25 protein-coding genes are annotated in these 21640 nt (G+C 62.1%); 11 read left to right on the top strand and 14 right to left on the bottom strand.

Annotated features, from left to right (window positions below):
- Positions 1-23: 23 nt before the first annotated feature.
- The 6 genes from ccsB to WDU96_RS04795 are packed head-to-tail and all read right to left on the bottom strand — an operon-like array spanning position 24 to position 5893.
- Positions 24-1073, bottom strand: coding sequence for a c-type cytochrome biogenesis protein CcsB (ccsB, locus tag WDU96_RS04820; protein WP_337337347.1), 1050 nt, complete (start codon positions 1071-1073; stop codon positions 24-26).
- A 9-nt stretch (positions 1074-1082) separates the two neighbouring features.
- The gene (gene resB, locus WDU96_RS04815; RefSeq protein ID WP_337337652.1) at positions 1083-2780 is read right to left on the bottom strand and encodes a cytochrome c biogenesis protein ResB; all 1698 of its coding nucleotides are present in this window, start codon (positions 2778-2780) and stop codon (positions 1083-1085) included.
- 7 nt (positions 2781-2787) lie between these two features.
- Positions 2788-3594 carry a cytochrome c biogenesis CcdA family protein gene (locus WDU96_RS04810; RefSeq protein ID WP_337337346.1) on the bottom strand — a complete coding sequence of 269 codons (807 nt, stop codon included), beginning with the start codon at positions 3592-3594 and terminating at the stop codon, positions 2788-2790.
- Positions 3591-4196 (bottom strand): TlpA disulfide reductase family protein, encoded by a 606-nt coding sequence (locus WDU96_RS04805; RefSeq protein ID WP_337337345.1) that lies wholly within the window; start codon positions 4194-4196, stop codon positions 3591-3593. The genes WDU96_RS04810 and WDU96_RS04805 overlap by 4 nt, the downstream gene beginning before the upstream one ends.
- On the bottom strand, positions 4193-4822 hold the full coding sequence (locus WDU96_RS04800; protein WP_337337344.1) for a histidine phosphatase family protein: 630 nt from the start codon (positions 4820-4822) through the stop codon (positions 4193-4195). The genes WDU96_RS04805 and WDU96_RS04800 overlap by 4 nt, the downstream gene beginning before the upstream one ends.
- Positions 4823-4864: 42 nt before the next feature.
- Positions 4865-5893: a DUF368 domain-containing protein gene (locus WDU96_RS04795; RefSeq protein ID WP_337337343.1), complete on the bottom strand. Its 1029-nt coding sequence runs from the start codon at positions 5891-5893 to the stop codon at positions 4865-4867.
- Between the two features lie 108 nt (positions 5894-6001).
- Here WDU96_RS04795 and aspS point away from each other — a divergent pair, with 108 nt between their 5' ends.
- From aspS to WDU96_RS04770, 5 genes are all read left to right on the top strand, one after another.
- Positions 6002-7345, top strand: coding sequence for an aspartate--tRNA(Asn) ligase (gene aspS / locus WDU96_RS04790; protein ID WP_337337342.1), 1344 nt, complete (start codon positions 6002-6004; stop codon positions 7343-7345).
- Positions 7346-7502: 157 nt separating this feature from the next.
- A complete protein-coding gene (locus WDU96_RS04785) occupies positions 7503-8642 on the top strand; it encodes an ABC transporter substrate-binding protein (protein ID WP_337337341.1) in 1140 nt (379 codons plus the stop codon).
- Complete coding sequence (locus WDU96_RS04780) at positions 8639-9574, top strand: ABC transporter permease (protein WP_420063929.1); 936 nt, start codon at positions 8639-8641, stop codon at positions 9572-9574. Before WDU96_RS04785 ends, WDU96_RS04780 begins: the two co-directional genes overlap by 4 nt.
- The gene (locus WDU96_RS04775; RefSeq protein ID WP_337337340.1) at positions 9571-10365 is read left to right on the top strand and encodes an ABC transporter permease; all 795 of its coding nucleotides are present in this window, start codon (positions 9571-9573) and stop codon (positions 10363-10365) included. Before WDU96_RS04780 ends, WDU96_RS04775 begins: the two co-directional genes overlap by 4 nt.
- The gene (locus WDU96_RS04770; RefSeq protein WP_337337339.1) at positions 10362-11483 is read left to right on the top strand and encodes an ABC transporter ATP-binding protein; all 1122 of its coding nucleotides are present in this window, start codon (positions 10362-10364) and stop codon (positions 11481-11483) included. The genes WDU96_RS04775 and WDU96_RS04770 overlap by 4 nt, the downstream gene beginning before the upstream one ends.
- Here WDU96_RS04770 and WDU96_RS04765 read toward each other — a convergent pair.
- The 5 genes from WDU96_RS04765 to WDU96_RS04745 all read right to left on the bottom strand — a co-directional run bounded on the left by WDU96_RS04765 (position 11480) and on the right by WDU96_RS04745 (position 12989).
- Positions 11480-11728, bottom strand: coding sequence for a glutaredoxin family protein (locus tag WDU96_RS04765; protein WP_337337338.1), 249 nt, complete (start codon positions 11726-11728; stop codon positions 11480-11482). The genes WDU96_RS04770 and WDU96_RS04765 overlap by 4 nt on opposite strands.
- 5 nt (positions 11729-11733) lie before the next feature.
- Positions 11734-12027, bottom strand: a complete 294-nt coding sequence (locus WDU96_RS04760; protein WP_337337337.1) for a rhodanese-like domain-containing protein — start codon at positions 12025-12027, stop codon at positions 11734-11736.
- An 89-nt stretch (positions 12028-12116) separates the two neighbouring features.
- Positions 12117-12215, bottom strand: coding sequence for a 30S ribosomal protein bS22 (locus WDU96_RS04755; protein ID WP_003792170.1), 99 nt, complete (start codon positions 12213-12215; stop codon positions 12117-12119).
- An 81-nt stretch (positions 12216-12296) separates the two neighbouring features.
- Positions 12297-12488 (bottom strand): helix-turn-helix domain-containing protein, encoded by a 192-nt coding sequence (locus WDU96_RS04750; protein WP_337337336.1) that lies wholly within the window; start codon positions 12486-12488, stop codon positions 12297-12299.
- Positions 12489-12584: 96 nt separating this feature from the next.
- Positions 12585-12989: an ArsR/SmtB family transcription factor gene (locus tag WDU96_RS04745; RefSeq protein ID WP_337337335.1), complete on the bottom strand. Its 405-nt coding sequence runs from the start codon at positions 12987-12989 to the stop codon at positions 12585-12587.
- Between the two features lie 68 nt (positions 12990-13057).
- On the opposite strand from WDU96_RS04745, the gene WDU96_RS04740 reads away from it, so the two are divergent.
- On the top strand, positions 13058-14497 hold the full coding sequence (locus WDU96_RS04740) for a TrkH family potassium uptake protein (RefSeq protein WP_337337334.1): 1440 nt from the start codon (positions 13058-13060) through the stop codon (positions 14495-14497).
- The gene (locus WDU96_RS04735; RefSeq protein WP_337337333.1) at positions 14490-15161 is read left to right on the top strand and encodes a potassium channel family protein; all 672 of its coding nucleotides are present in this window, start codon (positions 14490-14492) and stop codon (positions 15159-15161) included. The genes WDU96_RS04740 and WDU96_RS04735 overlap by 8 nt, the downstream gene beginning before the upstream one ends.
- 10 nt (positions 15162-15171) lie before the next feature.
- Here WDU96_RS04735 and proC read toward each other — a convergent pair whose 3' ends face one another.
- From proC to WDU96_RS04720, 3 genes are read right to left on the bottom strand one after another with little or no spacing between them, the layout of a single operon-like run.
- Complete coding sequence (gene proC / locus WDU96_RS04730; protein ID WP_337337332.1) at positions 15172-16002, bottom strand: pyrroline-5-carboxylate reductase; 831 nt, start codon at positions 16000-16002, stop codon at positions 15172-15174.
- A 16-nt stretch (positions 16003-16018) separates the two neighbouring features.
- Positions 16019-16681: a GntR family transcriptional regulator gene (locus tag WDU96_RS04725; RefSeq protein WP_337337331.1), complete on the bottom strand. Its 663-nt coding sequence runs from the start codon at positions 16679-16681 to the stop codon at positions 16019-16021.
- A gap of 13 nt (positions 16682-16694) precedes the next feature.
- Positions 16695-17696, bottom strand: coding sequence for an ornithine cyclodeaminase family protein (locus tag WDU96_RS04720; RefSeq protein WP_337337330.1), 1002 nt, complete (start codon positions 17694-17696; stop codon positions 16695-16697).
- A 265-nt stretch (positions 17697-17961) separates the two neighbouring features.
- Here WDU96_RS04720 and WDU96_RS04715 point away from each other — a divergent pair, with 265 nt between their 5' ends.
- The 4 genes from WDU96_RS04715 to WDU96_RS04700 are packed head-to-tail and all read left to right on the top strand — an operon-like array spanning position 17962 to position 21636.
- Positions 17962-18885, top strand: coding sequence for an ABC transporter permease (locus WDU96_RS04715; RefSeq protein ID WP_337337329.1), 924 nt, complete (start codon positions 17962-17964; stop codon positions 18883-18885).
- Positions 18882-19790 (top strand): ABC transporter permease, encoded by a 909-nt coding sequence (locus WDU96_RS04710; RefSeq protein WP_337337328.1) that lies wholly within the window; start codon positions 18882-18884, stop codon positions 19788-19790. The genes WDU96_RS04715 and WDU96_RS04710 overlap by 4 nt, the downstream gene beginning before the upstream one ends.
- Positions 19787-20800, top strand: coding sequence for an ABC transporter ATP-binding protein (locus tag WDU96_RS04705; protein ID WP_337337327.1), 1014 nt, complete (start codon positions 19787-19789; stop codon positions 20798-20800). The genes WDU96_RS04710 and WDU96_RS04705 overlap by 4 nt, the downstream gene beginning before the upstream one ends.
- Positions 20800-21636, top strand: a complete 837-nt coding sequence (locus tag WDU96_RS04700) for an ATP-binding cassette domain-containing protein (RefSeq protein WP_337337326.1) — start codon at positions 20800-20802, stop codon at positions 21634-21636. Before WDU96_RS04705 ends, WDU96_RS04700 begins: the two co-directional genes overlap by 1 nt.
- The last annotated feature ends 4 nt before the right edge of the window (positions 21637-21640 follow it).

Below are 21640 nucleotides of genomic sequence, written 5' to 3'. Positions count from 1 at the left end.
GACCCCTTTTCTCGTGGCCGGGATCAGCTCAAGCCGGAGTAGGCGTGCAGACCCTTGAAGAACATGTTCACGATGGTGAAGTTGAACAGCACAGCGGTGAAGCCGATGATCGACAGCCACGCCGAGCGCGACCCGCGCCAGCCTCGCGTGGCACGCGCGTGGATGTACCCCGCGTAAAGGACCCAGATCACGAAGGTCCACACTTCCTTCGTGTCGAAGCCCCAGTAGCGGCCCCACGCATCGTTCGCCCAGATCGAGCCCGCGATGAGCGTGAATGTCCAGAAGATGAATCCAAGAATCGCGAAGCGGTAGGCGAGCGACTCAAGCGCCTCGGCACTGGGGACGGTACGCAGAAACCCTGGGCCGGTTTTAACGGCAGTGGTGGATGCTGCGGCTGCCGCAGCCACCTTCTGTTCGCGTCGCGCCTGCATCAGCTGCAACACCGAGAGGCCGAACGCGATCGCGAACAGCGCCGTCGCCAAAGATGCGACGAAGACGTGAATGACGAGCCACACGCTCTTGAGCGGATCCATCAGCGGGGTGATCTCTACGTAGAAGTTCATCGCCGAGGCACCGAGGAGCACGACTACCAGACCGGTGATGAACGCCCCGAGAAAACGTAGGTCGTAGCGCAGCAGGGTGACGAGGTAGACACCGACGACGAGCAGAAGGCCCGTGAGCGCGAACTCATACATGTTCGACCACGGCACGCGACTCGAGGCGATGCCCCGCGTGACGTCGCCGCCGAGGTGGAACAAGAAGCCGAAGACGGTCAGTGAGGTGCCGATTCGCGCCCAGAGGTACCGGGGTCGCTGCGACGGTGACGCGTTCAGCGCGACCTCAGCGGCTCGCTCTTCATCGCGTAGCTGCGTCATCGTGCTCGCACTCGAACCGGCCGCGGCACCAACCAGTTCACGCTCGCGCAGAGCGGCGTCTTTCTGATCGACGCTGCTTGCCGAGCGGGTGGCGAGATCTACGGCGTAGGCGATGAACGCGAGCGCGTAGACCGCGATCGCTGTCCACACCAGCAGCACTGAGATCGACTCGAGCGAGAGAGCGGCGGTATCCTGCATCGTGCCAGTCTACGTCGCGGGAGCGGCGCTCTGACCGGCTCTGAGCGACGCGCTGTGCTTGTCGGCCACCTGGTCGACGGCGCCCATCAGCGTCGGATCTTCACCGCGCGCAAGCCCGGCGTATTCGACATTGAGCGCTCCTTGTTCTGGCGTGATCTTCACCCACATGCGGCGGCGCGGCACGAAGAGGGCCACCATCAGTCCGGCCGTCGCGAGAATCGCGAATAACAGCACCCAGGTTGCGCCGGCATCGCGATGCACTGAGAGGGATACGTAGCGCTTCACCGACTGCTCATAGCCAGCGGCGCCCGCGGGCGATTCGTCTTCGAATGTGATCGTGCCGTACCCGTCGGGCAGATCAGCTGTCTCCCCCGGAGCCAGCTCGATCGATTCGACATCGGTGTCACGTCCGGTGAGCTTTTCCATTCCCGTCGGATCGAGCGTGTAGACCGAACGAGGAATGCCGTCGTTGATGCCGAGGTCGCCGGCATAGACGTCGAGAGAAAGCACCGGGTTCACGAGCGCCGGGTATGCCGAAGAGAAGGCACCCGTCGTGAGTGGTGCCTGCGTGGGATAGAAGAAGCCCACCAATCCCAGCTGATCTTCAAGACCATCGGCGATCTTCACCACGCCGAGCGACGTCATATTGGTGTCTTGCGGCAAAAACGGCACAGATTCTGAGAACACGACCTCGCCGTCAGAGTCCATCACGGTGATTGTCGGTGCGTAGCCATTGCCCAGGAGATAAACACGGTCGCCGTCGATCTCGAGGGGATGGTTGACGCGAACCTCAGCTTCGACGGGGTCGCCGCCCGCTTCTTGCACGGTGAGGTTCGCAACGAAGTCGCCGGCCTGACCTGCGCCCGGGGTGTTTGCGGGTTGATAGGTGACTTCAAAGCTGTCGAGCGTCATCGCGTAGGGCGAGAGTTGCTCTTCATCGACGAAGCGGCCAGGGTTGAACGAGGCGTAATCAAGCAACGTGTTGACGAAGGTGCGTCCCTCGATGATCACGCTCTGGCCGGTGTGCGTGAACCCACCGCCCACTCCGACGGCGATGAGGACTCCCACGAGCGAGGCGTGAAAGACGAGGTTGCCGGTTTCTCGCAGGTACCCGCGCTCGGCAGACACCGACATTGCACCGCGGGCGTCATAGCGCTCGACGCGGTAGCCCGCACTTCTGAGCTGCGTGTGCGCGGCCGCAATGGCGGCAGACGCGGTGGAATCAGCATCCTGCCCGTCGGCAATGGCGACTGTCTCTGAGCGATATGCGTCCAGGCGAGACAGCCGTGCCGGTGTGCGCGGCGGACGCGCACGCAGGGCCTTCCAGTGGTGCTTGGTGCGCGGAATCACACAGCCGATCAGTGAGATGAACAGCAGCAGGTAGATCGCCGAGAACCAGGGCGACGTATAGACGTCGAAGAGGCTCAGTTTGTCAAGAATCGGAGCGAGGTCGGGGTTGTCGGTGAAGTACTGCGTGACGCCGTTGGGGTCGGCGCTGCGCTGCGGCACGAGCGAGCCGGGCACTGCAGCGATGGCGAGCAGCAAGAGCAGCACCAGCGCCGTGCGCATCGAGATGAGGTGGCGCCAGGCCCATCGAAGCCAACCGGTGAAGCCGAGCGAGGGATTCGTGATGTCGGAGGCCGACTTCGTGTCGCGAGACGACGAGTCTGCGTGATCGGCGGGGCGCAACGGCTCGCCTTCGAGCATGTCTGCGTCAGATGGGGAGCGGGACACTCGCAAACACCCCCTGCAGCTGAGCCATGATCTGAGTCCAAATGCCCGTGACCATGAGCAGGCCGAGCAAGATGAGCACGATGCCGCCGATGATGTTCACCGCGCGGATATGTTCGCGCAGGAACGCGACTGAGGCCGTCGCCCAGCCGAAGCCGAGCGTGAGCAGCACGAACGGAATGCCCAGGCCGAGCGAGTAGGCAAAACCGAGCAATGCGCCGCGCCAGACGGAGCCACTGTCAAAGGCCATACCCAGAATGACCGCGAGGGTCGGGCCGATGCACGGCGTCCACCCGATGCCGAGGGCGACACCAAGCAGCGGCGCTCCAACGAGTCCGACGTTGTTCTTCACCTGCGGTCGCAGCGTGCGCTGCGCGACACCGAATACACCGATGAAGACTAGCCCCAGCAGAATGATGACGACGCCGAGAATGCGCGTGATCGGGTCGGCGTATTCGAGCAAGAACCTGCCGAGAGTGCCTCCCAGCATGGCAACGCTCATGAACACCACGGTGAAGCCACCGATGAACAGCAGCACGCCCAGCAACAGGCGCCCTCTCGCGGGCGCCTCTGCGGCAACTGCGGCAGGGGCGCCTGGTGCGAGCCGACCGCTCTCAGAAGGGCTGCGGTCAGAAGTCTGACGCGGCGTCGCCGCGCCCGCGATGAAGCCAAGGTATCCGGGAACGAGCGGAAGAACGCAGGGCGACAGAAACGAGATCAGCCCTGCAAGCACAGCAATCGGGATCGCTACCAGCAGCGTGCCGTCGGCGACAAGGGCGCCGGGGTTCATGATTCGTCCAGCGTGTCACGCACAAGGGTCTCGAGAATCGACGCGCTCTCGACGACACCGATGATGCGCACCGCTACGCGACCCTCGCGGTCGAGCACGAGGGTGACCGGCACCGCATTCAACGGGGTCTTGCCTGCGAAGGCAAGCTTGATCGACCCGTCGACGGTGGTCAACGCGCTGGGATACGTGATGCCATAGGTATCAGCGAACGCCTGTGACTGTTCGGCGCCGTCGTAGAGGTTCACGCCGAGAAACTCGACCTCATCATCGATGAACTCTTGGTGAGCGGCCTCGAGTTCAGGCGCCTCGAGCCGGCACGGTGCACAAGCGGCGTACCAAAAGTTCACGACGAGCACCTCGCCGAGGTAGTCGTCGCTGGTCACTGTTTCGCCGTTGTCGAGTACAGCGTCGAACTCGACGGGTTCGGTGCGCTCTTCTTCGGGAATCTCTACGACGCGAAATCCATCGGCCGCGATGAAGCCGTTGTTGCTTCCTTCGCGGTAGGCCTCGGCAAGCGGGTCGCTGGAGCATGCGGCGAGCGAGAGCACCATGGTGAAGGCCAAGGCGATGGATGCTGCCGCCTTCGCGAACCTCAGTCTCATACGGCGCCCACGTCGACGGCACCCTCGGTGGTCGCCGGTTCTGCGTAGGACACTTCAGCCCACTTGCCATCGGGCATCTCGAAGCTCGTGACGCTCGACAGCGCGCAACGGCGCTCGCGAGGATCATGGCGCGACGGCAGGCCTGCCACCGCAAGATGCGTCACCCAGATCGGCAGCTGGTGCGAGACGATCACGACATCGCCAGCGTCAACCGACTCCCATGCCGTCGTCATCGCCTTATTCATGCGGGCGATGACCTGTGCGTAGGGCTCGCCCCAGCTGGGCAGTGCAGGTTTGCGAAGATGACGCCAGTTCCATGGGTTCATCAGCGAGCGCACCATGCGCCGACCCTCGAAGACGTTCGTCGGTTCGATGACTCCCTCATCGATTGTGGCGTCTAGTCCGAAAAGCTCTGTGAACGGCTCTGACGACTCACGCGTGCGTTGCAGCGGGGAACACACAAGCGCAGTGACGGGGCGATCGAGCGTTTTCACGTATTCCGCGGCTTGCTGCGTCATGCGGCGACCGGCATCGCTCAAACCGAATCCGGGGAGCCGCCCGTAGAGCACGCGGTGGGGGTTATAGACCTCCCCATGACGCACGAGATGAAGGCGATCGGCGGGCACCCACACAGTCTACGCGGCCGAGGTCTGTGGGGCGGCTGAGCGTCAGTCGTCGGAGTGCTTCGCCGGTGCGTCCGCAATGGGCGTCGCAGCTGCAGACGTGAGTTGACGTCGCTGAATCACGCGCTCGACAGCGATCATCCCGAATACGATCCCGGCGCCGATGATCATCAGCAGAATCGGACCGCCCACCGGGTCGTACGGCGCGACCGGAGTGCCAACGCCGTGTGAGTCGTCGCTCGTTGCCTGCCACGGCCACAGTGCCCGCAGCGATCCCAGCATCAGACCGGCCATTGCCAGAAGCGTGATTCTCCGATGGTGATCGAGTAGCCACTTCATGAGCTGCACAATCGTGACGAGCCCAACGAGGGCGCCCGCTGCGAAGACCGCGAGGTACGAGAGGTTGCGCTCGTCTACCGCGATCAACGTCGGTGAGTACAGGCCGATCGCCAGCAGGAAGAACGATCCAGACACTCCGGGCACGACCAGCGCACACACGGCGATTGCCGCCGCGATGAAGACCACCCACAGCGGCGGTTCGGCCGAGAACGAGCCACCGGCCAAGTCGATGAGCACAAACGCCACGATCGCTGCAACGACAAAAACGAGCACCCCCAGGATCTTGGATGCGACCGCGCGCTGTGCTTTCGGAATGAGCTGCAGGGGTACCACGATGCTCGCGGCGACAAGCCCGAAGAACAAGCCGCGGGCAAGTTCCACGTTGTTTGCAACCAGCGACTCGATCATTCCAGCGAGGGTCAGCACCATCGCCGCCATGCCGACGATCACGGGGATGACCAGCCACCAGTCGACGGCACGGAACTCCCGCAGGAAGCCCTCGCGGCGCGAGGGTCCGACCACGAGCCGTTTGAGCGCATTGACTCCGTGCGAGGCAGAGTCGATGAGCCGCTCGTAGACACCGGTGATCAGCGCAATCGTGCCACCCGAGATGCCAGGAAGCAGTTCGGCGAGGCCGACTAGTCCACCGCGCAACGCGTTCAATAACACTGCCGGGATGCGGTCGGAGGCGGTGCCTGAAGTGCGGCTAGGCTGCGGCGAAGCGGGCGTCGTCATGCCTCGACGATACGCGCTCACCTCGGCCACTCGCCTACAGCCAGACCAAGCAGTGCGCTGCACCGATCCGGACAACTGTTTGGATGCGTCACAGGTAGACTGCCCTGCGTGAATGAACGCGTCCTCGTAAAGCACCTGCAGGACCTCGCCGACGGTCCCGTTTCCGTCTCTGGTTGGGTCGAAACCGTCCGAGACCAAAAGAAGGTGCAGTTCGTCATCCTTCGCGACGAGACGGGCGCCGTGCAGCTGGTCAACCCGGCAACCCGCGAGGTCGGTGACGATGCCACCCCCGAGGCGACCGCCGCTCTTGAGCTGACCGAAACCATTTCGGCTCTCGCCACGGGCACGTTCTTGACCGTGACAGGTCACCTCAAAAAAGACGAGCGCGTCAAGCTGGGTGGGCTCGAAGTCAAACTGTCGGGCCTCGAAATCGCGGCGGCCGCGCTGCCTGAAACGCCCATCGCCGCTGACAGCGCGCAAGACAAGCGCATGGACTGGCGGTTCCTCGATCTGCGCCAAGCTCGAAACAACCTGATCTTCCGTGTGCAGACGACGCTCGAGCATGCGCTGCGCACCTATTGGATCGAGCGCGACTATATCGAGATCCACTCACCCAAGCTGATGGCTTCTGCGAGCGAATCCAATGCCGAGCTATTTGCGCTCGAGTACTTCGGCGAACAGACCGCCTACCTCGCGCAATCGCCCCAGTTCTTCAAACAGATGGCTCAGTCTGCCGGCTTCGGCAAGATCTTCGAGATCGGCGACGTGTTCCGCGCCGACCCGTCGTTCACCAGCCGCCACGCAACCGAGTACACCTCGATTGATGCCGAGATCAGCTGGATCGACTCTCACGAAGATGTCGCGTCGATGCAAGAAGAGTTGCTCGCGTTCGCATTTCAGACCGTGGCCGACAAGCACGGAGCCGAAATCAAAGAACTGTTCGACATCGACCTCGTCGTGCCGACCATTCCGTTCCCGCGTATTCCGCTCGCCGAAGCGGTGGAGATCGTCAAAGCGCGAGGCTATGACATTCCGCGCACCGACGGGGATCTCGACCCCGAGGGCGAACGTCAGATTTTCGCCCACGTGAAGGAAACGTACGGCCACGAGTTCGTTTTCGTGACTGACTATCACCCCGAGATTCGAGCGTTTTACCACATGCGCGACGAAGAATCTGGACTCACCAAGAGCTACGACCTGCTCTTCAAAGGTGTGGAGATCACGACCGGCGCGCAGCGTGAGCATCGCGTCGAAGTCCTCGAAGCGCAAGCGCGCGAGAAGGGACTTGACCCAGAGCACCTTGACTTCTACCTTGACTTCTTCCGCTACGGAGTTCCGCCCCACGGTGGCTTCGGAATGGGCCTCGCCCGAGTGCTCATGCTGATGTTCGGTGAATCATCGATCCGCGAAGTCACGTACCTGTTCCGTGGCCCCACTCGCCTGGCTCCCTAGTCGTCTGTGCGTGGACGCGTGTCGTCCACGCAGTGATCACTGCCCGTTCATCCGGCGGGGTGCCTAGCTTTACCCCACGTCCCTAAGTTCCTCTCGACCCCACATTTCTTGCGTCTTCCAGCGCGCGCGAATTGTGACCCACTCGAGAGGATCACAGATGTCCCATTCCCCTGCACGGCGCCTTCTGCTTGGCGCCGCCATTGCAACGGTGACCGCACTGGCTCTCGCCGGTTGCGCTAGCGAGAGCACGCCCGCCGCCGACGGCCCTGATGCCAGTATCGACGCGTCCGCGGCGACAACCCTCAGCGACTTTGGCTCATTCGAAGACCTTGAAGAGGCGGCAAAAGCAGAAGGTCAGCTGAACGTCATCGCATTGCCACGCGACTGGGCTAACTATGGCGAGATCATCGACACGTTCGTCGAGCGCTACCCCGAGATCACGATCAACGAGCAGTCTCCCGATGTGTCAAGCGCCGAAGAGATCCAGGCTGCCGAAACGAACGAGGGCCTCGACACGGCGCCCGACGTGTTCGACATCGGATTGACCGTCGCGTTGCAGAACACCGACTGGTTCGCTCCCTACCAGGTCGAGACCTGGGCTGACATTCCTGATGCGCTCAAAGAGCCCTCGGGTCTCTTCGTCGGAGACTACGGCGGATACATGTCGGTGGGCTACGACGCGTCGCGCTACGACGCGCCTTCGAGCCTCGACGATCTGCTCGGCGAGGACTACCGCGCCGCTGTCGCCATCAATGGTGACCCGACACAGGCCGGCGCCGCATTCGCCGCGGTCGGCCTTGCCACTGTGCAGTCCGACGGCACCCTCGATGACTTCCAGCCGGGCATCGACTTCTTCTCGGAGCTCAACGCTGCCGGCAACATGCTCAAGGTCGATGTGACCTCCGCCACGGTCGCCAGCGGCGAGACACCCGTCGTGTTCGACTGGGACTACCTGAACGCAGCTCACGCGGCTAGCAACGACGACTGGGCAACCGTGGTCTTTCCTGGCATCGGGTACGCCGGCTACTACAACCAGGCCATCAACCGCGATGCGCCTCACCCCGCCGCCGCGCGCCTGTGGCAGGAATACCTCTTCAGCGATGAGGTGCAGAACCTATGGCTCAAGGGTGGCGCGCGTCCCGTGCGCATGGAAGCCATGATCGAGTCGGGCACGATCGATCAGGCGCTTGCGGATGCGCTGCCAGCTGCACCCGCTGAGACGGTCGTCCCCACCGAAGAGCAGAGCTCATCGGCTGGAACACTTCTCGGTGAGAACTGGGCTGCCGCAGTCCAGTGACCCAAGCCCTCATTGACGCCGGTCCCTCTGACTCGGCGGCAAGCCACGCCGCGCCGGAACCTCGTGTTCCGGCGCGGCGTGGCGCATCCGGCTATCTGCCCGTCCTCGGGCTTGTTCCGTTTGGCCTCTACCTGCTCGCGTTTCTTGTGCTGCCGGCCGCGATAGCAATCGGTTCTGGACTATTCGATGGCGACGGAGAATTCACGCTTGAGAACGTCGCGGCGCTCACCGACCCGGTGATTCTTCGCACTTTCTACAACTCTGCGTGGCTATCGCTGCTGACAGCGTCGCTGGGCGCAATCGTCGGAGCGGTGGTTTGCTACGCGATGCTGGGACTGCCCGCTACGGGAATCGTGCGCACTACGGTCGACGCAGCATCCGGCGTACTGGCCCAATTCGGCGGTGTCATGTTGGCCTTCGCCATGATCGCGACAATCGGCATCCAAGGTGTGCTCACCCAGTTTCTGCGCACCACGTTCGGCATCGACATATTCGCGAACGGTGCCTGGATCTACGCGTTGCCGGGACTCATCCCGACCTATCTGGTGTTTCAAATCCCGCTCATGGTCATCACGTTTTCACCGGCGATGAGCGCGCTCAAACCGCAGTGGGTCGAGGCGCATCTCACTCTCGGCGGCACTCGGGCCAGTTTCTGGGCGCACGTTGGGCTGCCCGTGCTCGCGCCATCCTTTCTCGCGAGCTTGTTGCTGCTGTTCGCCAATGCGTTCTCGTCGTATGCAACCGCGGCCGCCCTAGCCAGCCAGGGTTCGCAGATCGTCCCGCTGCAGATTCGCACCGCGCTCACCAGCGAGACGCTGCTCGGTCGAGAAAACCTCGCGGGCGCGCTGGCGCTGGGCATGCTCGTCATTGTCGCAATCGTGATGTGGCTGTATTCGCTGGTTCAGGGTCGCGCTGCGAGGTGGCAAGCATGAACCTGCTCGCTCCTCCCGTCTACGTGCGTTGGGTGATCGGGGTGGTCGTGAGCGCAGTCTTCGCGATTCCGTTCGTGGCCACGTTCCTATTCACCCTCTCTTCCGACGACGGCTACACATTCGACCGCTGGGTCGGGCTGTTCAATCCCGAGAACGCACGCCTCTACGCACCGATCTGGACCGGGCTGGCAAACTCACTGATTCTGGCGATTGTCACCGTTGCCATCGTGCTGTTTTTGCTCACTCCGACGATGATTCTGATCACGCTGCGGTTTGCACGACTTCGTCGCGTATTCGAATTCATCGCCCTGCTGCCGATCACCATTCCTGCCATCGTGCTTGTCGTCGGACTCGCGCCGATCTATCTGCAGATCGGGCGCACACTTGGTACGGGCACCTGGACGCTTGCATTTGCGTACGGAGTCCTGGTGCTGCCGTTCGCATATCGGTCGATCCAGGCCTCGATAGATGCGGTCGACATCAAAACACTGACCGAAGCGGCGCGAACACTCGGCGCAGGCTGGTTCACGGTGCTCGTGAGCGTGGTCGCACCCAACCTGCGCCAGGGGCTGCTCGCGGCGTCGCTTATCTCTGTCGCGGTGGTGCTGGGCGAGTTCACCATCGCCTCGCTGCTCAACCGGCAAGTGCTCCAGACAGCCCTGGTCGTCGTAAACCGAATCGATGCGTACTCCGCCGCGATGTTCACCCTGCTCGCGCTCGCGTTCGCGTTTGCTCTTCTCCTCGTCATTGGGCGCGTAGGACGCTCCCGCCCCGGAAGGATCCCCTCTTGACCTCTGCCGACGCTCCCCCACGCAACCTGCCTTCGACCTCTGACAACATCTTGCTCGGCGACGTCGCTGACAGCACGCGAGTCGAGTTTCGTTCCGTCACAAAGAACTACGGCACAACCCAAGTTCTTCACGGCGTAGATCTCGATGTGGCACCCGGGGAGTTCGTGTCGCTGCTGGGGCCTTCGGGCTGCGGCAAGACGACCGCGCTGCGCGTGCTGGCCGGACTCGAGAGCGCTAGCGGCGGCACGGTGCTGCTGGGCGGAGTCGACGTTTCCGGAGTGCCAACAAACAAGCGTGACATCGGCATGGTCTTTCAGGCCTACTCGCTGTTTCCGCACCTTACGGTGGCTCAAAATACCGCCTTCGGTTTGCGCCGACGTCGTGTGTCGCGCGCAGATGCGAACCGTCGAGCCCACGCGGCGCTCGATCTGGTCGGGCTCGACCACCTCGCGGAGCGCTATCCGCACCAGCTATCGGGCGGCCAGCAACAACGCGTCGCGCTCGCTCGCGCGCTCGTGACGGAGCCTCGCGTGCTGCTGCTCGACGAACCGCTCTCTGCGCTCGATGCAAAAGTCCGCGTGCAATTGCGCGACGAGATTCGTCGTATTCAACTGCGGCTCGGCATCACGACGGTATTTGTCACGCACGATCAAGAAGAGGCACTCGCGGTTTCCGACCGCATCGCGGTGATGAACGCTGGCCGGATTGAACAGGTCGGCACACCCGAAGACCTCTACTTGCGGCCCGCGACGGCGAGCGTTGCGTCATTCGTCGGGGTGTCCAGCTTGGCGCCGGGCGTTGTGCGCGGCGACAGCGTCACCGTATGGGGCAGCGCGTTGCCGCTTCAGACGCCTCACGCCGATGGTCCGGTCGAGGTGTTCCTTCGACCGGAAGACCTCAGGCTGGTCGACACCGAGGCCGCTGGCACTGATGCCGTCGTTCAGGAGAGCACGTTCTTGGGCAGCTTCCGACGCACGCTGGTCCGCACAGCGGACGGCACGCTGGTGCGCGTGCAACACGCGGCGACAGCGCGCGTCGAGTACGGCGACCGCGTGCGGATTGCGCTCTCGACGCACCCGGTGACGGTTCGTCCGCTCAGCGAGAACAACGCGAACTAACTGGAGGCGAGGGCCGCTCGCAACCGATCGGGCGAAACGCGCCAATGCGCGTGGAACTCGCCATTGACCAGCACAACGGGAATCTTCTCCCACCACTGCGCATAAAGAGCCGGGTCGTCTTCGATCGAAAGTTCGTCGAGCGCTACCGCGTTCTCAGGAAACTCGTCGGCCACGGCCTCGATAACGTCGCGCGCCACATCACACAGGTGGCATCCTGACTTGCCGATGAGCGTGATGGTCTTCACCGTGCTCAATTCTCGGTTGAGTAGCCGGCAGCGATCCATTCGCCGGTGCCGCCATCGACGTTTGTCGCGTCGTAGCCGCGGGACTCGAGCGCTTCAACCACTCGTCCGGATCGCCCACCCACCTGGCAGATCACGTCGAAAGGGCCCTCAGGAAGCTCATCGAGTCGGCCCCCGATGCTCGACATGGGAATGTTCACTGCCCCCGGCACGTGCCCCAACGCGAACTCGTCTGCTTCGCGCACGTCGATAAGCGGAGTATTTGATCGCTCGCGCAGTTGCTGCACGCTGATGCTCTGCATGGGACTGTCCTCTCAGGGGCGGTGCCGACGGTTGGCAGGACCAACACGAAGCGCCCGTCCGAGGACAGGCGCTTGGTGTCTAGCCGCTGCTACTTCTTGTTGCGGCGCTGGTGGCGGGTCTTGCGAAGCAACTTGCGGTGCTTCTTCTTCGCCATGCGCTTGCGGCGCTTCTTAATAACTGAACCCACGGAAAACCTCACAATGTCGGGGTCTGGGCGCAGCTCGTGCGCGCCCGGGAACGGCAATATGCAAAAATGCCTCTCGTCAGTCTAGCCGACGTCAGCGATGGGTCGTTGCAATGCTTCGGTTACAGCCGTTTCTGGTACGCGATAACTGCGGCCGAAGCGCACGGCCGGCAGTTCCCCCGCGTGCACCAGACGGTAGACGGTCATCTTTGACACGCGCATGATCGCGGCAACTTCAGCAACCGTCAGAAATCTGACATCAGGCAACTCAGCCATAGCGATCCCTTTCCCCAGAGTCTCTGTGCACACTCTAGAGCGGGATGCGTGCGCGTGTAAACCCGAGTGACGCTTGAGGCGGATGTGAAGGCGGCGTCAGCGACCGGGAAGCTTCTTGAGTGCACTCTCAAGGGCGTGCTTGGCGGATGCGGCGGCACGGCCCACTACCTCGGCCGCGTGTGCTGCCGAATCCGTCAGTGTCGATTCAGCGATGAGATCATCTTCCCCACTGCCGAGGAAGGGGACCAACCAGTCATCAATCTCATCGAGAGGCGCAGCAGACAGGCTGTAGTAGCGGTGCTGGCCCTCTTCGCGCACCGATACCAGCTGAGACTCGCGCAACACCTTTAAATGTTTGGAAACAGTGGGTTGGCTGACCCCGAGTTCGTGAACGATATGCGAGACGCTAGTCCCGCGTTCACCCTCGTTGACGCGATCGAGAAGTAACCTCAGGATGTCGCGGCGCGTACCGTCCGCAATCACGTCGAAGATGTCCGGCATGACTTCAGAGTAGTCGGGCGACGCGACGAGTACCATGACTGAGGTCCACGAAGGAAGAGAGGCGACGCATGGCGACTGGCCCCGCGGCGTCGTTCGCGCGCCGAGTGCGTGCGGCCGCGAAGGCGACAAGCGATACCTTGCGCTCTGCAACAACATCTTCGCCGGCACGGTTCGCGGTAGTGGTCTTTTTGATCCTCATCATGCTGTTTACCGCGCTGTTGTCGCTTCCGATTGCGGCGGCACCCGGTTATCGGGTGCGTTTCGCCGATGCCGTCTTCACCGCAGTATCGACAATCTGCGTGACGGGCCTCACCACCGTCGACATCGCAACCACGTTCTCAGGGTTCGGCAAAGCCGTCATATTCGTCGGGGTCAACATTGGCGGCATGGGCGTGTTGACCCTTGCGTCCATCCTCGGACTCGTCATTTCAAAGCGTTTGGGCCTGCGCGCAAAGCTGATGGCGGCGGGCGACTCGAACCCACTGCGTGCGCACGGCGGCCCCGTCAACGAGGGCCAGACAGTTCGACTGGGTGAAGTCGGTCAGCTTCTTCGAACCGTCGCTCTTTCGACTCTGCTGATCGAGGGTCTCGTAGCAATCGCGTTGTACCCCACCCTCGTTATGGCAGAGATCAATCCGCTGGATGCGCTGTGGGAAGCGCCGTTCTACGCGGCGATGGCTTTCACGAACACCGGCTTTACGCCGAACCCGGGTGGTTTGACGGCGTTCGCCGATGACTATGTGCTGATGACCATCCTGATGACCGCCGTATTCCTCGGCAGCATCGGCTTTCCGGTGATCTACGCCCTGTGGAAGAACCACTGGCACGTGCGCCGGTGGCCGCTGCACACCAAGCTGACCATCATCACCACGATGCTGTTGTTCTTCGCCGGTGCTATCGCCTTCCTGAGCCTCGAGTTCAACAACCCCGCCACATTCGGAGCAATGGATGCGTGGGATACGACATTCCAAGCGTTCTTCTTGTCGGCCATGACCCGCTCTGGCGGCTTCTCGGTGGTTGACGTCGGTGAGCTCTATGGCTCTTCGCTCGTCGTCGGCTCGATGCTGATGTTCGTGGGCGGCGGTTCAGCATCCACAGCCGGCGGAATCAAGGTGACCACCCTCGCCGTGTTGGCTCTGGCTGTGTGGTCAGAAGCCAAGGGGCGCACCTCGGTCGAAGCGTTCGGACGCCGCATTCCCAGCGATGTTCAGCGCGTCGCGCTGTCGGTTGTCGCGTGGGGCGCGACGCTGGTGGCGCTTTCGACCATCGTGATCGCGCAGATGAGCAAAGCACCGATCGCAGATGTTCTCTTCGACGTGATTTCTGGCTTCGCGACGGTGGGGCTCTCGACTGGTCTCACCGCTGACCTCGACGACCCCGCAATCTATGTCATGGCGGCAACCATCTTCATGGGTCGCATTGGTACAGTGACACTCGCCGCGGCTGTGGCAGCAACATCTCGATCGCAGCTTTACTCGCTGCCCGTGGAAAGGCCGATTGTTGGTTGAGCGCATTCGGAGCGACGCTCCCGTCCTAGTGATCGGCCTCGGTCGTTTCGGCGCCGCGTGTGCGGGCGAACTCGACCGCCTCGAGCGCGAGGTGCTTGCCATCGATGAGAACCTCGATCTCGTACAGAAGTGGTCTGAGCGCGTTACGCACACCGTGCAGACAGATGCTCGCAACATCGACGCGTTGAAGCAGATCGGCGCCCAGGACTTTCAAGTGGCCGTGGTCGCCGTAGGTTCATCCATCGAGGCATCCGTGCTGATCACCGCCAGCCTCGTCGACCTCAAAGTGCCGCAGATCTGGGCTAAGGCCGTTTCACAATCTCACGGCAAGATCCTGGCCCGCGTAGGCGCGAACCACGTCATCTACCCCGAGCGCGAAGCAGGCGAGCGAGTCGCGCACCTGGTCAGCGGTCGCATGCTTGACTTCATCCGCTTCGACGACGACTTTGTGCTCGCCAAGATGTACCCCCCGAAGTTCATTCGCGGAGTGGGCCTGAACGAGTCTGGCGTACGCACCAAGTACAGCGTCACCGTCGTCGGCGTGAAGAGCCCCGGTCGCCCGTTCCGCTACGCCGAAGCAGACACGATCGTCACAAACCACGACCTCATCATCGTCTCGGGCACAAACTCCGACATCGAGCGCTTCGCCGCGCTTGATCGATAGAGCCCCGGCGCTACGAGCTCGCCGCAAGCTCTCTTGCCCGAGCTAGGGCGGCATCGGTCGCACGCGCAAAAACCTGGTCAAGGTTCGCATCTTGCAAAACCGCAACTGCGCGTTCTGTCGTGCCGTTGGGACTCGTAACTCGGCGGCGAAGCTCGGCCGGATCGTCATCTGAAGCGTCAAGCAGTGCGGTCGCCCCGATGAAAGTCTGTTCCACCATGCGGCGTGCCTCATCGATAGTGAAGCCTTTGGCTACCGCCGCCTTGGTGAGCTCTTCGATGAGTAGAAACACATATGCGGGTCCCGAGCCGGAAATGGTCGAGAGTGCGTCGATCTTGGTTTCGGGCACTTCGAGCACTTCGCCGCACGTTTCGAACAACGCTCGCACTAGCGACATCTGCTCGGAGCTCGCCGCGGTGCCGGCCGCGATGCCGGTCACCGCCTTGCCGACAAAGGCGGGAGTGTTCGGCATGGAGCGAACGACCGAGACGTCGGCGCCAAGAATGCTCTCGAACGTGGCGACGGTCACCCCAGCCGCCAAGCTCACCACGATGGTGCCGTGCTTCAGATGGGGGGCGATTTCGCGCAGCAGATCGGGGACCGTAGCCGGTTTGACGCCAATCAACACGAGGTCTGCGGTCGCAGCTGCGTCGGCGTTGCCCGTGGGCTGAGACTCCAAGGCGATGCTGGTGACTCCGTCAAGCTCCGCGAGATCACGGGCCTTTTCCGCCGTTCTGTTGGTGACAGTGATGCCCGCCGCGGCAACCTCAGATCCCACCAATCCGCGCAGAATTGCGCCACCCATTGAGCCGGCGCCGAGGATTGCGATTCGTGGAGATGTCATCTTGCAATCCTAGAAGTCACCCACGGTCAAGGATGATTTTGAGCGAAGGTGTTCGTCCCTTCTCAATATGTGAGAAAGCAATGCTCTCGGCCAACCGGTCGTTTCCTTCGTCGATCGCAGCCAAGAGCTCATCGTGTTCGTGAGATTGCACGCCTGGGTCTCGCTCAGCACCGGTCAAATAGAACATCCAGGTCATCCGGGCTGACACGGCCCGCATCAGGTCTCGCAACAGCGCGCTGTCGGCGAGCGCAACGATCTCGTTGTGAAAGCGCGCGTGCGCTTCAGCGATCGCCATGCGCTCCCTCGTCGCTACAGCGTGGTGCGCGAGGTCAAGAGACTCGGCAAGCGGCGTCGAATCGGCCCCTCGGCGAATGTTCTGTGCGGCAAGCCTCGCCGCGAGGCTCTCCAGGCTCAATCGCACGTCAAAAAGTTCGTTGATTCCCCTTGCGGTCCAGATCGTCACTCGTGCGCTGCGCCGAGGCGCCGTGACCACGAAACCGTCGTTTGCCAGCTGCAGCATCGCAGAGCGGACGGGTATGCGCGACACCTCTAGCTCCGCCGCGAGCGCATTCTCTTTCAGCGCCAAGCCTTCCTTGAAACGCCCTGTGATGATCGATGCCCTTAGCGCGTGATAAGCCTGTTCGGCCAGAGAATCCTGCACCAGTGTTTCATCGACCATCTCTATCCCTCGTTCACTCTCGAATGCAAACCATCGTGCCAGTTCCTAGAGTCCGAGCACGCCCAAGCACGTGATCCGCAGCCGCGAGATCCTGCAACCCGATCCCGACCGAGTTGTAGACGGTGATGTCAGAGGCGTTCACGCGGCCGGTTGCGGGGGCGCTGAACACCTTGCCCAGCTCAACCAACGCCGATGGCGCGAGCGCGTTGGCATCGCATGCATTGCGAATGTTCCCTGAATCGGCCAGCGCGACTGATCGCTCATCAACCACCACGGCAGTGGCTCTCTGAAAGACGTCGGGATGGAGCTCGCTGAACGCTGAACGCGGCGGCGAGCCAACTGCATTGACGTGTACCCCCTCGACAATCTGGGCTCCGAAGAGGATCGGTTCCGAAGAGGGCGTCAAGGTGCAAACAATGTCGGCGCCTTCAACGGCCTCCGCGACACTCACTTTCGAAGTCGCCGGCAGGCCTGCTTCTCTGAGCTTGCGAACCCCGTCGCGGGATCGTTCGGGGGAACGTGACCACAACCGCACTTCATCAAACTCGAACAAGCGCGACAAGACGGCGGCGTGTTCGATCGCCAACGCGCCTGCTCCAAGCAGGCAGAGCACACGCGAGTCAGCCCGAGCAAGCGAGCGGGTTGCAACCGCCGTGACCGCCGCGGTTCTCATGCGGGTCAACGAACGACCGTCCACAACGCCTACACACTCGCCGGTGCCTGCATCGAACACCGAAATGCTCGAGCGTTGTGCAGGCAGACCCTCGGCGCGGTTTCGGGGCGAATCTGCCAACACCTTGAGTCCAAACAAGCCCAACGATGGCGCGAACGCTGCCATGGGCACAACTGTCGGTGCATCGTCAGCGCGATCATTGCTGAGGTACAGGGCGTGGGGCGCCAGTTGCACCGCTTCGCCAGCTGAAAGCTCGCAGTGCGCACGGGTGAGCGCCTCAAAGAGTTCATCCCAGTCCACGAGGCCCTCAACTTCCGCCGAGGTAAGAGTGAGTGTCGCCATCTTCGTATCTACTTTCTGTATCCCAAACGGGTTTCGCTAGAAGCTACGGTAGTTCAATTTCGCTCGACGAATTTGCGCACCTTCTCCTGTTGATGACGACGCCAGTCGCGAAAAATGCCCATATTTACGACAAAAAAACGCGCGCGCTCATCGCGATTTATTCATCCGAAGAGTTCATCCTTCAGAAACGCCGTGTCACGCGAACGAAACACTCGTGCGCAATTCTGTATCCCAGATCAATTCCTAGACAGTCGGGGGGTGCGGCATGGCAAGTCTCATCGGACGCCGCTTGGCGCAAGCGATGACCACGGTTTTCGTCGTGGTCACGATCGCGTTCTTGCTCGGAAGGCTGAGCGGGAGCCCTGCAGCGCTGCTGCTCAGCGAGAATGCGTCGACGGAGCAGATCGATGCCCTGAACACCCAACTGGGCTTTGACCAGCCGGTGTGGAAGCAGTACATCGATTACCTCGCAGGAATCGTCACTGGCGACTTCGGCGACTCCTACCGGCAGACAGGCGTCTCGTCTATGGAGTTGGTGCTCGAACGACTGCCCGCCTCGATCGAGCTCGGCGTAACAGGGCTGTTCCTTGGCATCGCACTCGCGCTGGCAGCCGCAGTGATCGTTCAACTCTCCGGCAGTCGAGGGGTGCGCACGGCATTCTTGGGATTGGGGTCTGCGCGACAGGCCATCCCCGACTTCTTCTTCGGTTTGCTGCTTGTGCTGATCTTCTCAGTGCACCTGGGCTGGCTGCCCTCGCTTGGCGATAGCGCGCCTTTCTCAATCGTGATGCCCGCAGCAACCGTCGGGACTGCCCAGTTTGTGATTTACCTTCGGCTGCTCGATAACTCGCTCGGCGAACAGTTCCGGCTGGACTATGCCCGCACCGCCCTCGCCCGCGGTGAGAACCGCTACCGGGTGATTGTGCACGAGTTGCTACCCAACGCCGCGTTGCCGGTTCTCACGATCGCTGGAATCAGTCTGGGCACTTTTCTCGGCGGCCTTGTGATCGTCGAGAACGTCTTCGCATGGCCGGGCATGGGGCAACTGATGCTCAGCGCCGTCTACTCCAGAGACTTTCCCGTCGTCCAGTCTGGGCTGATCGTTGTGGCCACTTTGTTCATCCTGTCCAACGCGATCGTTGACGTGCTCAGCGCTGCGATCGATCCGAGAGTGAGACAAGCAGCATGACGACGATCGACAACGACCGGGTGCTCGTCGCTCCCGACCCTGACACTGCCGCCAAGATTCGGCTGCCGAGCTTCTCGGCCCAAGAATGGGTCGGCATTGGCTTACTCGCAATCGTGGCCATTTACATCATTGCTGTCCCGTTCCTCGCGCAGTACGACCCCTACACCCAGGACCTGTCCGCTGTACTCCTCGAACCGTTCACGGACGCAAACCATGTGCTCGGCACTGACATGCTCGGCCGCGATCTTGCCAGCCGGCTAGCCCTTGGCGGGCGAGTTTCGATGGGAATCGTGCTGCTAGTCGTGGTCGTCAACTCCATCACCGGCATGATCGCCGGGATGCTCGCGGGGTATGCGGGAGGAAGAGTCGACAACCTGCTGATGGGGTGGGCTGATGTACAACTCGCAATGCCCGTGATTCTCGTGCTGATCGCGCTCTCCGCTTCGCTCGGCCCGAGCGTGTGGCTCATGATCTTCACGCTTGCCGCGACCTATTGGGTGGGATACGCACGCGTCGCGCGGAGCACAGCGATGGCTTTGCGCGGTCGGGACTTCGTGATCGCACCGCGAATTCAAGGCGCTACCCCCTACTGGACGGTCAGCACCCACATCGCACCACACGTGAGCGTGCAAATGGTCATTCTCGCCTCGGCTGATATCGGCGGCGTCCTCCTGCTCACTTCTTCGTTCGACTACTTGGGGCTCGGTGTGCAACCGCCCACTCCAAGTTGGGGGTTGATGATCAGCGAAGGCCAGAAATACGTGCGCGAATCGCCGCATCTCGCATTGATCCCCGGCATCGCCATCTTCTTGGTGGTGATCGGCACGAACCTCGTCAGCCAGCGGTTCACCGCTGAGAGAAACATCTCGACGCTCCGCCGACGAAAGAAGAAGGCTACACAATGAGCACACCCCCGCTTCTGCAGGTAAAAGACCTCGTCGTCGCCACCCGAGATGAGAAACACGGCCTTGTTCGACTGGTAGACGGAGTGTCGTTCTCAGTGCAAGAAGGAGAAGTGCTCTGCCTCGTCGGCGAGTCTGGATCAGGCAAGAGCATCACCATGTCGGCGGTGCTTGGCCTTCTGCCCGCTGGTGTCGAAGTGCTCAGCGGCAGCATCGAGTACCGCGGTCGCGACCTGCTTGCGCTGTCGAATCGTGAGTTGCGTGCACTACGCGGCGATGAGCTGGCGATGGTATTCCAGGACCCCATGACCGCACTGAATCCTGTCAAACGAGTTGGCCACCAGCTCGCACGCGCAGTGCAATTGAGAGGAAAGCGTCGCTCCGCCGACGAAATCGACCACCGAGTGCAGGAGCTATTGCACTCGGTGGGTGTCACCGACTCGGCGGAACGCGGCAAGTCCTATCCACACCAGTGGTCAGGCGGAATGCGCCAGCGCGCCGTAATCGCGATGGCGATCGCTCACAATCCACGGCTACTAGTCGCCGACGAGCCGACGACAGCCCTCGACGTGACGATCCAGTCACAGATCATGGCGCTTCTCACCGAAGCACGGGCTAAGTCTGGAGCGGCTATGGTTCTCATCACTCACGATCTTGGGTTGGTCGCGCAGACGGCTGACCAGATCTGCATCATGTACTCGGGCCGCATCGTCGAACAGGGCACGGTCTGGGATATCTTCGATCAGCCGAAACACCCCTATACCGCTGGACTGTTGGCGAGTCTGCTCACCGCAGACCGTTCTAGCGGGCGCGCCTACGCAATCCCGGGCTCTCCTCCGATGCCAGCTCGCCGTGGCAGCGGCTGCGCGTTCGCTGCGCGTTGCGAGCTTCCCGCCAAGTCGCTCGAATGCGCGAGCGCCGTACCCACGCTTCGCGATGTCGGCACGGATCACTTCGCCGCTTGCCATCATGCCGAAGCCATGTCGGCCTTCGAGACGGTGGTGAATTCGTGATGGCTTCCTCTGCAGCGCCTGTTCTTGAGATCGATGATCTGCTTGTCCAATTCACGCGACGCAAGGGTCTCCGCGGACGCCACGTCGTGAACGCCGTCGATGGAGTCTCTCTCACGCTTCAGAAGGGCGAAACCCTCGGACTTGTCGGCGAGTCCGGCTGCGGAAAATCGACCCTCGTTCGCACAGTCTTTGGCTTGAACAAGCCGACCGCCGGCTCAATAAGAGTCCTTGGTGAGACGCTGAGCACGCTCAGCCCGGCGAGACGACGCGCTGTCCAAAACCGCGTGCAGCTTGTCTTTCAAGACCCGTACTCGTCGTTGGACCCACGGTTGAGCGTCCATGACATCGTTGCAGAGCCCCTGCAGATTGTGGGCACGTACTCCAAAGAACGCGTGGTTGAGCTGCTCGCAGATGTCGGCATCGGCGCTGAGAACCTTCGTCGCACACCGGATCAGTTTTCTGGCGGACAAAGACAAAGGATCGGCATCGCGCGAGCGCTTGCTCTGCGTCCCGAGGTTCTCGTTCTTGACGAGCCGGTGTCGGCACTCGATGTATCAGTGCAAGCGCAGGTGATCAACCTGCTCATCGATCTGCAGGCGAAACATGACCTGTCATATCTGTTCATCGCCCACGACCTGTCGGTGGTGCGGTATCTGTCAGACCGCGTGGCGGTGATGCGCGCGGGCAGCATCGTCGAGCTCGGCCAGCGCGATCAAGTGTTCGACTCGCCCCAGCACCCATACACGCGATCGCTGTTGTCAGCGATCCCGATCCCAGATCCGCACCTCAGACCAGACTCACCACGATCAGTCCAGCGCCCTGCCCCTACCCCCTGAGAAA

The sequence above is a fragment of the Microbacterium marmarense genome (genome assembly GCF_037204165.1).
GTDB classification, from domain to species: domain Bacteria; phylum Actinomycetota; class Actinomycetes; order Actinomycetales; family Microbacteriaceae; genus Microbacterium; species Microbacterium marmarense.
The sequence above is the reverse complement of the archived record's forward strand: the minus strand, read 5'-3'. Positions and strand labels throughout refer to the sequence as shown.

Excerpts from the sequence above, each read along its gene's own strand:
- ccsB (WP_337337347.1), bottom strand. The coding sequence starts at position 1,073 with ATGCAGGATACCGCCGCTCTCTCGCTCGAGTCGATCTCAGTGCTGCTG.
- resB (WP_337337652.1), bottom strand. The coding sequence starts at position 2,780 with ATGCTCGAAGGCGAGCCGTTGCGCCCCGCCGATCACGCAGACTCGTCG.
- WDU96_RS04810 (WP_337337346.1), bottom strand. The coding sequence starts at position 3,594 with ATGAACCCCGGCGCCCTTGTCGCCGACGGCACGCTGCTGGTAGCGATC.
- WDU96_RS04805 (WP_337337345.1), bottom strand. The coding sequence starts at position 4,196 with ATGAGACTGAGGTTCGCGAAGGCGGCAGCATCCATCGCCTTGGCCTTC.
- WDU96_RS04795 (WP_337337343.1), bottom strand. The coding sequence starts at position 5,893 with ATGACGACGCCCGCTTCGCCGCAGCCTAGCCGCACTTCAGGCACCGCC.
- WDU96_RS04785 (WP_337337341.1), top strand. The coding sequence starts at position 7,503 with ATGTCCCATTCCCCTGCACGGCGCCTTCTGCTTGGCGCCGCCATTGCA.
- WDU96_RS04775 (WP_337337340.1), top strand. The coding sequence starts at position 9,571 with ATGAACCTGCTCGCTCCTCCCGTCTACGTGCGTTGGGTGATCGGGGTG.
- WDU96_RS04760 (WP_337337337.1), bottom strand. The coding sequence starts at position 12,027 with ATGCAGAGCATCAGCGTGCAGCAACTGCGCGAGCGATCAAATACTCCG.
- WDU96_RS04750 (WP_337337336.1), bottom strand. The coding sequence starts at position 12,488 with ATGGCTGAGTTGCCTGATGTCAGATTTCTGACGGTTGCTGAAGTTGCC.
- WDU96_RS04745 (WP_337337335.1), bottom strand. The coding sequence starts at position 12,989 with ATGCCGGACATCTTCGACGTGATTGCGGACGGTACGCGCCGCGACATC.
- WDU96_RS04740 (WP_337337334.1), top strand. The coding sequence starts at position 13,058 with ATGGCGACTGGCCCCGCGGCGTCGTTCGCGCGCCGAGTGCGTGCGGCC.
- proC (WP_337337332.1), bottom strand. The coding sequence starts at position 16,002 with ATGACATCTCCACGAATCGCAATCCTCGGCGCCGGCTCAATGGGTGGC.
- WDU96_RS04725 (WP_337337331.1), bottom strand. The coding sequence starts at position 16,681 with ATGGTCGATGAAACACTGGTGCAGGATTCTCTGGCCGAACAGGCTTAT.
- WDU96_RS04720 (WP_337337330.1), bottom strand. The coding sequence starts at position 17,696 with ATGGCGACACTCACTCTTACCTCGGCGGAAGTTGAGGGCCTCGTGGAC.
- WDU96_RS04715 (WP_337337329.1), top strand. The coding sequence starts at position 17,962 with ATGGCAAGTCTCATCGGACGCCGCTTGGCGCAAGCGATGACCACGGTT.
- WDU96_RS04710 (WP_337337328.1), top strand. The coding sequence starts at position 18,882 with ATGACGACGATCGACAACGACCGGGTGCTCGTCGCTCCCGACCCTGAC.
- WDU96_RS04705 (WP_337337327.1), top strand. The coding sequence starts at position 19,787 with ATGAGCACACCCCCGCTTCTGCAGGTAAAAGACCTCGTCGTCGCCACC.
- WDU96_RS04700 (WP_337337326.1), top strand. The coding sequence starts at position 20,800 with ATGGCTTCCTCTGCAGCGCCTGTTCTTGAGATCGATGATCTGCTTGTC.